This is a genomic window from Arthrobacter sp. zg-Y844 (genome assembly GCF_024385465.1).
Lineage (GTDB): Bacteria > Actinomycetota > Actinomycetes > Actinomycetales > Micrococcaceae > Arthrobacter_B.
Genome location: NZ_JANFLS010000004.1, coordinates 133,389 through 145,465, shown reverse-complemented (window position 1 = coordinate 145,465; position 12,077 = coordinate 133,389). Strand labels below are relative to the sequence as shown.

The window sequence follows — 12,077 nt, the reverse complement described above, 5'->3', positions numbered from 1 at the left end:
GGACAGTCAGCAGCAAGGAAGAAGCCCCCGCCGGAACCGGCGGGGGCTTCTTCCTTGCTGTTCTGCTTCAGTTACAGTTTGCCCGCTTCGGAGCGGCTCGGCTGCGGCACGTTGTCAGCGTCGTACTGGTAGATACCGATGAAGGCTTCCGTCGGGTCTCCGTTCTCATCGAACGTGATCGGTCCGGAGTAGCCGTCATAATCGATGTCTCCGCCGCCGCGCAGGATGGTCACGCAGCCGGCAAAGTCGTAGCATTTCTCGCCCTCGCCGGACACGCTCTCCAGCTGGGCGGCTATGGCCTTGCCATCGGTGCTGCCCGCGGCCTCGGCGGCCAGCGCCAAGAGGGTGACGGCGTCATAGCTTTCACCCGCGTAGGACCAGTCCTTCAGGGCCGGATCGACTGCAAGCAGGGACTCCTTGAAGTTTTCCGATGCGAAGGTTCCGGGAATGGTTCCCTGCGCCCCTTCAAGGGTTCCGGCGTCCAGGTCCTTGCTGTAGTCCGACGTATTGCCGTCCACAAAGAACAACTGGCTGGAGTCGACACCCTTGGCCGTCAGCAGCGGCACGATGCTCTTGGCCTGGTCGAAGCTGATCACCACGATGGCGTCGGGCTTTGCTGCCACAACGGAGTCCACCTGGCTGCTGAACTGGGAGTCGCCCTCATTGAACATCTCCTCGGCCACCACCTGGCCGCCGGCGGATTCAACCGAGGTCTTCACATTGCTCTGCAGCCCCGTGCCGTAGGCGTCGTTAAGCACGATCATGCCCACGGTCTGGGCGCCGCAGGACATGATGTAATTGCCCAGGATGCGTCCCTGCAGGAGATCCGAGGGAGCGGTCCGCCAGTACAGTCCGTTGTCATCCCACGTGGTGAAGTCCGGTGAGGTGTTGGCCGGGGAGAACTGGATGACGCCGGCGCCGGTGATGTTGCCGATCACCGTTTTGGAGACGCCCGAGGACGCTGCACCGACAATGGCGCTGACGCCCTGGCTGAGCAGGTCGTTTACCGACTGGGTGGCGATATCCGTGGTGGTGTCGCCGGAATCGCGGTGGACAATTTCGATGTCCTTGCCGAGGACGCCGCCGGCCGCATTGATTTCCTCGACTGCCAGGTTGGTGCCGGCGATTTCCGGCGGGCCGAGGTAGGCCAGCGAACCGGTGGTGGGCAGCAGCGTGCCGATCTTAAGCGGTACGTCCGTGGTGCCGGTGGAGGCGGGCACTGCTGCGGGATCGCCCTTGGCGCCCGGGTCCTCCCCCGTTCCCCCCTGGCTTTCCGGGCAGGACAGGACTGAGGCAGCGGCGGTTTCGGTCTCTGCGGATGTTTCTTCAGCGGACGATTCCCCGCTGCTGCTGCTGCTGCAGCCGCTGGCGAACAGTGCAAGCCCCAGTCCAAGGGCGGCGATCTTGACGGTCCGGGCGTATCCCGTGCCCTGGCCAAGACCGCTGGCAGTGCGTAGTGCAGTCATAAAAGTTTCTCCCCGATCGAAAGGCGGGTGCCTTTGACGCAATTACCAGGTGTTCCTGATTAGAAGAAAAGCTAATGGAACATTGTGACGAATATAAGAGGCTCCGGTTACAGCCTTGTAACGCTCGTCACATTCCAACATTGGCGCCCTTGCCGGGAAGTGCCTGTTCGACCTATACGATGGCCGTAGAACCGTTATCTTGGGGGAAACAATGCACGTTCCACGCCTGTCCACTGCCGCTTCCGCATTTCCGATCGCTGCCCTGCTCCTGATGGGGCCAGCTGCTCCGGCACAGGCCCTGGAGTGCGCGCCGGGCTACCTTTCCGCCGTCGTCGACGGGGTCGAGACGTGCGTCGTCAGCACCTACAGCCCCGCGGTGCCGGCACCGTCCTACAACCCGGGCGAAAGCAACTACGATCCGTCCACCGGCAACTACTCCGAGGCGGTTCCCGCCGTTCCGGTTCCGGCGGCACCCGCCCAGCCCGCGGAGCCCACGCCGGAAGCCACACCGTCCACTGTGCCGCCCTCCCCGGCTTCCACCGGCAGTACGGGTGGAACAACCGGAGGCGGAGCCGGAGGGAACTCTTCCGCCGGCACGCCGTCGCCGAGTCCCAGCCGGACCGCCAGCCCCTCGCCGTCCGCCACGGACGAGGTTGAGGAGGAACGGACCGCCTCGGATCTGGCGCTCCCGGCGATCGCGGCCGTCGTCATCCTCGGGCTGCTCGCCGGCGGACTGCTGCTGCGCCACCGTAACCGCTCGCGCGGCTAGTCGGTCGGGGTACCCCAGGTCGGACTCGAACCGACAACACACCGATTTTAAGTCGGTTGCCTCTGCCAATTGGGCTACTGGGGCTCTGCGATTGCCTTCCAAGCCTACTGGACACGCGCGGACCGCAGGAAACACAACAACGGCGGCCCTCCTGCTGGAGGGCCGCCGTTGTTGTGTGTGAACGACTGCGGAACTAGGCCTTCACAGCCGGCTTTTTAGCCGGCGTTGCTGCTTCCTCGAAGCCGCGGCGCGGGTCTTCCAGGTTGCGCAGCGACGTCAGGTCGCGGCCGTAGCTCACGTTCAGCAGCCAGCCCGAGATGACGCGGAACTTGCGCTCGAACATCGGCATGGCCAGGCCGTGGTAGCCGCGGTGTGCCAGCCAGGCCGGGAAGCCCTTCAGGCCGAAGCCCATGATGTTGGCGACACCCTTGTACTGGCCGAGGCCGGCGACAGCGCCGAGGCTCTTGTGGTTGTACTCTTCCACGGTGCCGACGCCGTAGCGGGCAGCCATGATGTTCTTGGCCAGCAGCTTTGCCTGGCGGACGGCGTGCTGTGCGTTCGGGACGCAGAAGCCACCTACACCGCCGCCGGAGAGATCCGGAACGGCGGAGACGTCGCCGGCAGCCCAGGCGCCGTCGATGGGGCCGTCGTCGCCGGTGATGCGCAGTTCGGCGTTGGCGCGGACACGGCCGCGCTCGTCGATCGGGAAGTCGGTGGCGCGGACCATCGGGTTCGCCTGCACACCGGCAGTCCAGATCAGCGTGTCAGCACCGAACTCGCCCGCCGGGGACTTGTCCGCCATGTTGATCAGCTTGAGGACGCCGCCTTCTGCGGACGCCAGCGAGGTGTTCAGCAGGACCTCGATGCCGCGCTCACGCATGCTCGAGACAACCCACTCGGCCTGGTCAGGCTTGACCTCGGGCATGACCCGGCCCATGGCCTCGATCAGGACGAAGCGGAGGTCTTCGCGGCGAAGCCGGTCATTGATGCGGACCGCGTCGCGGGCCATGTCTTCGAGCTCGGTCAGGGTTTCGATGCCGGCAAAGCCGCCGCCGACGACGACGAAGGTCAGGGCACGTTCGCGCTCCGGGCCCGCGGGCATGAGCGATGCGGTTTCAATGCGCTCAAGCACGTGGTTGCGGGTGGCCATGGCTTCTTCGATGCTCTTCATGCCGATGCCGGCCTCGGCGAGGCCCGGGATCGGGAAGGTGCGGGTGATCGAACCGGCGGCCAGGACAACGTCCTGGTAGGGCAGGTCGAACGGCTCGCTGCCGTCGCCCGGCTCAATGGTCGCGGTGCGGGCGGCGTGGTTGATGGAAGTCACCTTGCCGTTGATCAGCTCGGTGTTCTTCAGGTGCATGCGGTGGGACACAACGGCGTCGCGGGCTTCAATGGTGCCTGCGGCAACCTCGGGAAGGAAAGGCTGGTAGGTCATGTACGGCAGCGGATCCACTACCGTAACAATCCCTCCCTGTTCCTTTACCTTCTTCTGGAGGTCTTTGGCTACGTACAGACCGACGTAACCACCGCCGACCACCAGAACGCGGGGACGATCAGAAAACTGCTTGTTCGATGCCATGCCCTAATCCTACCTGAGTTTGTGAAAGTCTTCACGAACCATTTGACAAACCGGGAACCGGGCCTTTCGCTATCGGATCCCGGCCTCGTCCAGGGAGTCCGCTTCGGTGCTCCGGGTCCCGCCGGCTGTCTTGCCCCGGCGTCGAACATGGGTCACATGCACCGTGCCGGCCACCAGGAGGGCCACCAGGAGCCCGCCGAATCCGAGGACGACGACGGCGGGAAGGTTGCCGTCCGCGGCAACCGGCTCCTGCGCCACCGGCACCGCCGGCTCCGGCAGGTCCGGGACCGTGGGGGCGGGAATGTCCGCTGCGCCGGGCGGCTCCTCCGCCACCCGCCGGTGCACGCGGATCCACTCGGCAATGGTTCCCAGCGGGTTGCTGGTGACCGAGGGAACGTCGGCGTTCACTGCGGCGTTGGCGTCCAGGATTCCGTAACCGTAGATAGTGTCCGTACCGGGGTCCCCGGCGTCCCGCGCGGTGCTGACAATCCGGTTGATCACATCTGCCGCGCTCATTTCCGGGTGGGCAGCACGGATCAGTGCAGCGACGCCGGAAACCAGCGGCGCCGCCCCGGAGGTGCCTTCCCATGTCGCATACCGGGATGTGTTCCCGGGCATCCCCCCGATCAGGTCTTCGGCAGGAGCGGCAACACCAATGCTGATGCCTTCGGAGGACGAGTCCAGGCTGGCCTCGCCCTGCCGGTTCAGGCCGGCCACGGTAAGTACGCCCGGAATGGTGGCGGGTGCTCCCACCTGGGTCATGCCCCCACCGCGGTTGCCGGCGGCTGCGACCACCACCACGTCGTTCTGTTCGGCGTAGAGGAAGGCGTCATCCCAGCTCTCGGGCCAAGCTGTCGAGGTACTGCCAAGGGACATGTTGATGACCTTGGCGCCGTTGTCCACGGCCCAGCGGACGGCGGCGGGGATCTGCGTGTCAATCGGGACTCCGCCGGGATTTGTTCCGCCGATCCAGGTGGAAACGGCGAGGATCTCTGCCTCCGGGGCAACGCCGATAATGCCGTCGGGGCGGTCGGCGGGCTTGTCCTTGTCCTTGTCCTCGCCCTCCTTCTTCTCCCCTTCGCCGGCTTCCTTGTCCTCCTGGGGTTTCTCGTGCCCCCGGCCCGCCAGCAGGGTCGCCACCAGCGTTCCGTGCTCGGGTGTGCTGCCCAGGCCCTTGGCGCCCTGCGGGTCGCCTGCTCCTGATACGTCGAACCCTCCGGCGACGGCGCCGGCAAGGTCGGGGTGAGTGGCATCGACGCCGGTATCGATCACGGCCACCTTCACGCCTGCGCCCTTGGTGGTCTTCCAGGCCTCGGTCACACCGTAGTCGGTTAGCCAGTACTGTTTGTCCCGCCATTCATCGGCCTGCGCCGGAGCAGGTGCCAGAAGCGGCAGCGCCACTGCTGTGCAGAGCGCTGCGGCAGCGGCCCCCAGGCGTGCTGCGCCTCCCCGGCGGCGGCCTGGGGCGGTTCCCGTTGCCCTCACGCGCTCAGCGCAATGCCGTCAAGGATGTCGTGTTCGCTGGCGAACGCCGTGGCCACGCGGCCGTCGGTCAGTTCGTCGATGCGGTCCACGATGGTGCGCCAGATCAGCGCTCCGGCCCCGATAACGTCCACGCGGCCCGGATGCATGTACGGCAATGCTGCCCGCCCGGCACGGTCCTGCCGCAGCAGGGAGTCGGCCGTCTCGTCAATCCGTTCCCGGCTCAGCTCGGCCCCGTGAATGGCCTCGGGAGAGTACTCCGCCAGGCCCAGGGCTGCAGCGGTGACGGTGGTGATCGTCCCGGCCACCCCCACCAGCCGATCGGCTTCGGCCAGCGGCACGGTGACCAGCGCGGACGCAATCATGTCCAGGATCTCGGTGCGTGCGGACGCGATTTCCGCTTCGGTGGGTGGATCCGACAGCAGGTACCGTTCGGTAAAGCGCACGCAGCCCATATTGGTGCTTTTTGCCGCCAGGACGCCGGTGCCGTCACCGAGGACGAACTCGGTACTGCCGCCGCCCAGGTCCACCACGAGTGTCTTGGCGCCGTTGCCGTCGGCGAAGACGCTTGCCGCACCGGCGAAGGAAAGCGCAGCCTCCTCGTCTCCGCTGATCACTTCGGGTTCCACGCCAAGGCGTTCGCGGATTCCGTCTACGAATTCCTGCCGGTTTTCGGCGTCACGGCTGGCGGAGGTGGCAACGAACCGGACGCGGGACGCGCCGTGCTCGCGGATCAGGGCGGCATACTCATCAGCCGCGGCAAAGGTGCGTTCCAGCGCTTCCGGGGCCAGCCGTCCGGTGGCATCCACTCCCTGTCCCAGCCGGTTCACCCGCATCAGGCGTACGACGTCGGTGAGCCGGGCTGCGCCGCGCTCGTCCCGGCTGATGTCCGCGATGAGGAGCCGGATGGAGTTGGTGCCGCAGTCGATGGCTGCAACCCGCACGCTTTCCGCGCGGTGATCTTCCTGGCCTGTCACAGTTCCCCCTCGTTCATTGCGGCATCCGTTGCCTGCCGGCGTGCGGCCTTCTTGCTCTCGAGCTCTTCCGGGCTGAGGCCCTGCGTCTTCGTGTGGCGGCTGAGGTCACGCGCGGGAGCGGGAGCTGCAGTGTCCCAAGCACCTTCGCAGTAGCAGCGGTCGGTTGTCCACCACTGTTCAATAGCGGCCAGCGCTTCGTCGCCCAGCGGATTAACCCCGGGACCGGCCGCCAGGGAATGGCCCACCAGCACGTGCAGGCACTTCACGCGGTTGGGCATCCCGCCGGCGGAGACACCGTCGATTTCCGGTACCGGACCGGTTCCGGTGCGCTCCCCGATCTCGTCACGGACCCGGAGGTAGTGTTCATGGGCGCTGCGGTACCGCTGCGCCAGCTCCGGGTCTTCCTCCAGCCGGCGGCTCATATCGGTCATCAGGCCGGCGGCTTCCAGCCGGGATACGGCAGCTGTGATGACCGGGTGCGTCAGGTAATACGTGGTGGGGAAAGGTATGCCGTTGCTCAGCCGGGGGGCCGTGGTGGCTACCAGAGGGTTGCCGCAGACGCAGCGTGCGCCGATTTCGACGACGTCGCGCACCGGGCGGCCAAGCTGCCGGCTCAGGGTTTCCAGGTCTTCCTGGGTGGGGGCGAGCTGGTCCTGGGTCATGCAGGAGGTTCCTTCCGTGGGGGCCGGCGAGGGCCCCGGGCTGCTTCTTCTATCAGCCTCCAGATTACTGTGCCGTGGCGGATTTCTTGACCGAGTCCCACAGCGAATCGACCCACTGCAGGTCTTCGGGCTCTTCTTCGGCAGCAAGCTCCTCTGCCTGCTCCACACCGTTTTCACCCTTGACCAGGTACCGTTTCTCCCCCGGCATCACCAGGAAAATGCGGTCCCGCGCTTGCTGCTTGATGTAGGCAGGGTCTTCCCAGCGGCCCAGCTGGACTTCCAATTCGGCCTGTGTTGCTTGGGCCTCGGCAATCTCCGTCTTCATCACGGCGATCTCCGAGCGCTGCTGGAGGTACGTCCGAACCGACGGTGCCAGCAGGACGGTGATGGCCACCATCACCATGGCGAGGACCAGCAACCGTCCGGAGAATGCCTTTGCAGGTACGGGACGCAGCTCATCGGGAGCTTCCACCTCCGGCACAGCTGCGGGGGCTTTGGATTCGGGTGCCGGATCGGACTTGCGGCGGATCGCGCCGGAAAGCTGGGAGCGCACTGCTGCGCGGGCGTCCGATGCCGACAGCTTCCCGAAGCGCTGGTTCCCCGGCTGGGCGCCGGCCTTCGAAGCTTCGGTTTTCCGGGCCGCCGGCTGCTTTGCCTCGGCTTTGGGGGCCGGTGATTTCTTAGCTGCAGCCTTGGGCGCTGCAGCTTTCGGGGCCGCGGCCCTGGGCGCAGCAGACCTGGGCGCTGCAGCCTTGGGCGCCGCCGTCTTCGCTGCAGCCCTGGGGGCAGCAGCCCTGGGCGCCGCCGTCTTCGAGGCGGCCGGCTTCGCCGTCACCGGTTTCGACGCGTTGCCTCCGCTGGCTTTTACCCTGTCCGGGTTCGCTGGGGCCGCGGGCCGGGGCACCTTGGGGCGTCGGGTTGGCATGCGCTTCCTGTCTAAATCGGTGCTGTCAAAAAGGCGGGGCAGGCGGTTAAAAACAACCGCGGGCGGGTTCCCTCCTATGAGGTTACCCACCCGCGGTGTTTGGAGCCTGTTCCGCAACGCCTACGGTCCCGGAATCGGGCCGGCATCCGCTGCGGCGGTACGGCTACTTGGCGTTGTTGAAGCGCGGGAAAGCGCTGCGCCCTGCGTAGCGTGCGGCGTCGTCCAGCTCCTCTTCGATGCGCAGCAGCTGGTTGTACTTGGCCACGCGCTCGGAACGGGCCGGAGCACCGGTCTTGATCTGGCCGGCGTTGGTGGCAACGCAGATGTCGGCGATCGTGGTGTCTTCGGTCTCACCCGAGCGGTGGGACGTGATGGTGGTGTAACCGGCGCGCTGGGCCATGGTGATGGCGTCCAGGGTTTCGGACAGGGTGCCGATCTGGTTGACCTTCACCAGCAGCGAGTTGGCGGCGTTGTTCCGGATACCGGTTTCCAGCCGTGACGGGTTGGTGACGAAGAGGTCATCGCCCACAATCTGCACCTTGTCGCCGATGGACGCGGTCAGGGTCTTCCAGCCGTCCCAATCCTCCTCGTCCAGCGGATCCTCGATGGAGACCAGCGGGTAGTCGCGGACCAGTTCTTCGTAGTAGGCGGACATTTCGGCCGCGGTCCGGTTCTGCCCCTCGAAGACGTACGAGCCGTCCTTGAAGAATTCGGAGGCTGCCACGTCCAGTGCCAGGGCAATGTCGTTGCCCGGTACGTAGCCGGCACGCTCGATGGCTTCGATGATCAGGTCCAGGGCGGCACGGTTGGAGGGCAGGTTCGGAGCGAAGCCGCCTTCGTCGCCAAGACCGGTGGAGAGGTTCTTTTCCTTCAGCACGGACTTGAGGTTGTGGTAGACCTCAACGCCCCAGCGCAGGCCCTCGGAGTAGGTCTGGGCGCCCAGTGGAACAATCATGAATTCCTGGATGTCGACGTCGGAATCGGCGTGCGATCCGCCGTTCAGGATGTTCATGAGCGGCACGGGCAGGATGTGCGCGTTGGGACCGCCGAGGTAGCGGTACAGCGGCAGTGCAGCGGATTCGGCGGCGGCACGGGCCACGGCGAGGGAAACGCCGAGGATGGCGTTGGCGCCCAGGCCGGACTTGTTCTCGGTGCCGTCCAGGTCAATCATGGCCTGGTCGATGGCACGCTGGTCGGCGGCGTCGAACCCGAGCAGTGCCGGCTGGATCTGTTCGATCACGGCTTCAACGGCCTGCAGTACGCCCTTGCCCTGGTAGCGGTTCTTCTCACCGTCACGGCGTTCGTTGGCTTCGAAAGCGCCGGTGGAGGCGCCGGAGGGAACAGCCGCGCGGCCGAAGGTGTCGTCGTCGAGCAGCACCTCCACCTCGATGGTGGGGTTGCCGCGGGAATCAAGAATCTCGCGGGCATGGATGGCATCGATGATGGCCATTGAATTGCTCCTGTTCATTGGAACGATTGGGGAGAAAACCGCGTTGCTGCGTGGGCAGCAAGTCACAGTGTCTGCCTCTTAGCCTAATAGAATCACGGCTCCGAGTAAGGTCCGGTGAGCTGAATCACGGACATTGGGGATCTCTTCGGCACAGGCCGGCACCGCCGGAATCAGGTGCCTGCGTCTTCGGCTGTGTACCGGCGGACCGCTGCCCGCAGGGCCGTTTCGGCGTCAAGCCCCTGCTCCGAGGCGCGGCCGACGAGCGAAAACAACACGTCACCGAGCTCGTTTTCATCGGAAAACTCCACAGTGGAGGCCGGCTCCGGTGGCTCCCGGCGTCCGGCACGGCGGGCACGGGAGAGGGTCTTGGCGGCCAGGAGCAGCGCCGGCAGGCCGGCCGGAATTCCTTCGAACGGCGAGGTCCGGGAGGGCGTCTCGGCTTTCTTCGCCTCGTCCCATGCCTGTTCAATTGCCGCAATACCGGAGTCCCCGCACTCTTCCCGGAGGCTGCCGTCGGGGCGGAAGACATGCGGGTTGCGGCGGATCATCTTGGCGGTGAGGGAATCGATCACGTCTGCGACGGAAAAGCTGCCGGATTCCTGCTGCAGGCGGGCATGGAGCATCACCTGCAGCAGCACGTCGCCGAGTTCGCCGCGTAGTTCCTCAGCGCGCCCGGGACCGGACGTTCCGCCTTCCACCGCTTCAACGAGCTCGTACGTTTCCTCCACGAGGTACTCGAGCAGGGATTCGTGGGTCAAGGCCCCGGTCCAGGGGCAACGTTCCCGGAGGGCACCGATGACCTCGGCGAGGCGGGTAAACCGCTCGCCGAGGTCATCGGGAAGGGGGATTTCAGCCACGGGCGCGGTTGAATCCCTCGGTGACGTAGGCCGAAAGCGCGGCACGCTCGTCCAGCGGCAGGAACGCCGCGTTGACGGCGTTCATCGTCAGTTCCAGGACATCGTCGAGGTCGTAGTCGAAGGTGTCCATCAGGAGCTCGAACTCGCCGCTGAGCGTCACCGAGCTCATCAGCCGGTTGTCCGTGTTGACGGTGACGGCGAATCCCGTCTGGTAGAGCAGGTCGATCGGGTGGGTTTCGATGTCCTCGCCGAAGGAGGCAACGGCACCGGTCTGCAGGTTCGAGGACGGGCACACCTCCAGGGCGATACCGCGGTCGCGGACCCAGTTGGCCACCCGGCCCATGCTCACGATGCCCACTTCGGGTTCGTCCGGCGTGCCGTTGTCCTCGAATTCGACGTCGATGTCCTCGGCAATCCGCACACCGTGACCCAGCCGCAGTGCCCGGCCGTATACCAGGGCATCCACGATGCTCTCGATGCCGGCTGCTTCTCCGGCGTGCACCGTGGCCGGGAACTGGTTTTCGGCCAGGTAGGTGAAGGCGTCTTTAAACCGCGAAGCCGGGAAGCCGTCTTCGGCACCGGCGATATCGAAGCCCACGGCGCCGGAGTCGCGGTGCCGCACGGCCAGCTCGGCAATTTCCATCGCACGGTCCGCGTGCCGCATGGCGCTGATCAGCTGGCCCACTTGGATGAAGCTGCCGGCGGCTTCCGCGTTCGCAACGCCTTCTTCGATGCCGGCCTGCACCGCTTCGACGGCTTCGTCCAGGCTCAACCCTGCCTGCACATGCTGTTCCGGCGCCCAGCGGACTTCCGCGTAGACCACTCCGTCAGCTGCGAGGTCTTCGACGAATTCGCGGGCCACCCGTACCAGGCCCTCGTGCGTCTGCATGACGGCGATGGTGTGGTCGAAGGTTTCGAGGTAGCGCTCCAGGGATCCGGAGTCCGCCGAATCGCGGAACCACTCCCCCAGTGCGGCGGGGTCGGTGCTCGGCAGGGTATGGCCGACGGCGGCGGCCAGCTCAATGATGGTGGCCGGACGGAGGCCTCCGTCAAGGTGATCGTGCAGCGATACCTTCGGCAGGCTGCGCACGTCGAGGGAAGAGGATTCGGGGAGGTTTGTAGGCTCAGTCACACGGCAACTCTACGGTGTTTCAGGCGGCCTTCTGCGTGCTCTCGTCGTCATCGGCGTTCGGCATGTCGTCCGCTGCCGCGTGTGCCGTCCCCGCTGCGGAGCCCCGGACCATGGTGATGATGCGGTCGATGACCAGGCCCAGGACAAGGGCACCGGTGACACCCACCGCCACGCCGAGCAGGTGGTGCTCGTTGAACCAGGCACCGGCTATCGCGCCGATGGCCACGCTGTAGGCCGCCCAGACAATCCCGGAGATCGCGGTCAGGGAGATGAACCGGCGTCGGGGAAATCCTGTCGCGCCTGCGGTGAGGTTTACTACCACGCGGCCAACCGGGATGAACCGGGCCACGAGGATCAGCGACATGGAGCGTTTGTCGAGTTCATGGCGTGCCCATGTGAAGGAACGGCGCATCTTCGGCGTGCGCATCCAGCGGAACCTTTCGGTCCCGATCCAGCGGCCCAGGAGATAGGCAAGGTTGTCGCCAAGGAACGCTCCCAGTGCTGCTGCGGGAATGATCAGCCAGATATTCACGCCGGCGCCGCTGAGCGCCAGCGATGCCAGCGCGACCACCAGTGACTCACTGGGCACCGGCGGGAAGAAGCCGTCGATCAGGCAGCAGGCCAGGAGCCCGATGTAGACCCACGGCGAACCCGCTGTGGAGAGGATGAAGTTGTTTATGCCGTCCACTGTGGCACTGAGAACGTCCAACAGCTGCCGCTCCTTGAAATAAGCTACCTAGGTCCTTTACAAGCATGCCACGCAGATACAGCTGCCTGC

General features: G+C 65.8%; 11 protein-coding genes and 1 tRNA gene. 1 reads left to right on the top strand and 11 read right to left on the bottom strand.

Annotation, left to right across the window (positions count from 1 at the left end):
* Window positions 1–71 precede the first annotated feature (71 nt).
* Entirely contained in the window at window positions 72–1,466 is a 1,395-nt protein-coding gene (locus NNX35_RS13150) for an ABC transporter substrate-binding protein (RefSeq protein WP_255867997.1), read from the bottom strand.
* Between the two features lie 211 nt (window positions 1,467–1,677).
* Here NNX35_RS13150 and NNX35_RS13145 point away from each other — a divergent pair, with 211 nt between their 5' ends.
* A complete protein-coding gene (locus NNX35_RS13145) occupies window positions 1,678–2,235 on the top strand; it encodes a hypothetical protein (protein WP_255766956.1) in 558 nt (185 codons plus the stop codon).
* Between the two features lie 10 nt (window positions 2,236–2,245).
* On the opposite strand, the gene NNX35_RS13140 is transcribed toward NNX35_RS13145, so the two are convergent.
* From NNX35_RS13140 to NNX35_RS13095, 10 genes are all read right to left on the bottom strand, one after another.
* A tRNA-Leu gene (locus NNX35_RS13140) sits at window positions 2,246–2,319 on the bottom strand.
* Window positions 2,320–2,428: 109 nt separating this feature from the next.
* Window positions 2,429–3,814: an NAD(P)/FAD-dependent oxidoreductase gene (locus NNX35_RS13135; RefSeq protein WP_227924237.1), complete on the bottom strand. Its 1,386-nt coding sequence runs from the start codon at window positions 3,812–3,814 to the stop codon at window positions 2,429–2,431.
* Window positions 3,815–3,883: 69 nt separating this feature from the next.
* A complete protein-coding gene (locus NNX35_RS13130; protein ID WP_370647063.1) occupies window positions 3,884–5,299 on the bottom strand; it encodes a S8 family serine peptidase in 1,416 nt (471 codons plus the stop codon).
* Window positions 5,296–6,273, bottom strand: coding sequence for a Ppx/GppA phosphatase family protein (locus tag NNX35_RS13125; protein WP_255863474.1), 978 nt, complete (start codon window positions 6,271–6,273; stop codon window positions 5,296–5,298). Before NNX35_RS13125 ends, NNX35_RS13130 begins: the two co-directional genes overlap by 4 nt.
* On the bottom strand, window positions 6,270–6,935 hold the full coding sequence (locus tag NNX35_RS13120) for a DUF501 domain-containing protein (protein ID WP_227924235.1): 666 nt from the start codon (window positions 6,933–6,935) through the stop codon (window positions 6,270–6,272). Before NNX35_RS13120 ends, NNX35_RS13125 begins: the two co-directional genes overlap by 4 nt.
* Before the next feature lie 64 nt (window positions 6,936–6,999).
* Complete coding sequence (locus tag NNX35_RS13115; RefSeq protein ID WP_255867996.1) at window positions 7,000–7,860, bottom strand: septum formation initiator family protein; 861 nt, start codon at window positions 7,858–7,860, stop codon at window positions 7,000–7,002.
* Between the two features lie 163 nt (window positions 7,861–8,023).
* Window positions 8,024–9,310, bottom strand: a complete 1,287-nt coding sequence (gene eno / locus NNX35_RS13110; RefSeq protein ID WP_255766953.1) for a phosphopyruvate hydratase — start codon at window positions 9,308–9,310, stop codon at window positions 8,024–8,026.
* Window positions 9,311–9,480: 170 nt separating this feature from the next.
* Window positions 9,481–10,167 carry a MazG nucleotide pyrophosphohydrolase domain-containing protein gene (locus tag NNX35_RS13105; protein ID WP_370647062.1) on the bottom strand — a complete coding sequence of 229 codons (687 nt, stop codon included), beginning with the start codon at window positions 10,165–10,167 and terminating at the stop codon, window positions 9,481–9,483.
* Window positions 10,160–11,299, bottom strand: a complete 1,140-nt coding sequence (locus NNX35_RS13100) for an adenosine deaminase (protein ID WP_255867995.1) — start codon at window positions 11,297–11,299, stop codon at window positions 10,160–10,162. The genes NNX35_RS13105 and NNX35_RS13100 overlap by 8 nt, the downstream gene beginning before the upstream one ends.
* A gap of 19 nt (window positions 11,300–11,318) precedes the next feature.
* Window positions 11,319–11,987: a DedA family protein gene (locus NNX35_RS13095; RefSeq protein ID WP_255767258.1), complete on the bottom strand. Its 669-nt coding sequence runs from the start codon at window positions 11,985–11,987 to the stop codon at window positions 11,319–11,321.
* Window positions 11,988–12,077: the final 90 nt, after the last annotated feature.

Excerpts from the sequence above, each read along its gene's own strand:
- NNX35_RS13150 (WP_255867997.1), bottom strand. The coding sequence starts at position 1,466 with ATGACTGCACTACGCACTGCCAGCGGTCTTGGCCAGGGCACGGGATAC.
- NNX35_RS13145 (WP_255766956.1), top strand. The coding sequence starts at position 1,678 with ATGCACGTTCCACGCCTGTCCACTGCCGCTTCCGCATTTCCGATCGCT.
- NNX35_RS13135 (WP_227924237.1), bottom strand. The coding sequence starts at position 3,814 with ATGGCATCGAACAAGCAGTTTTCTGATCGTCCCCGCGTTCTGGTGGTC.
- NNX35_RS13120 (WP_227924235.1), bottom strand. The coding sequence starts at position 6,935 with ATGACCCAGGACCAGCTCGCCCCCACCCAGGAAGACCTGGAAACCCTG.
- NNX35_RS13115 (WP_255867996.1), bottom strand. The coding sequence starts at position 7,860 with ATGCCAACCCGACGCCCCAAGGTGCCCCGGCCCGCGGCCCCAGCGAAC.
- eno (WP_255766953.1), bottom strand. The coding sequence starts at position 9,310 with ATGGCCATCATCGATGCCATCCATGCCCGCGAGATTCTTGATTCCCGC.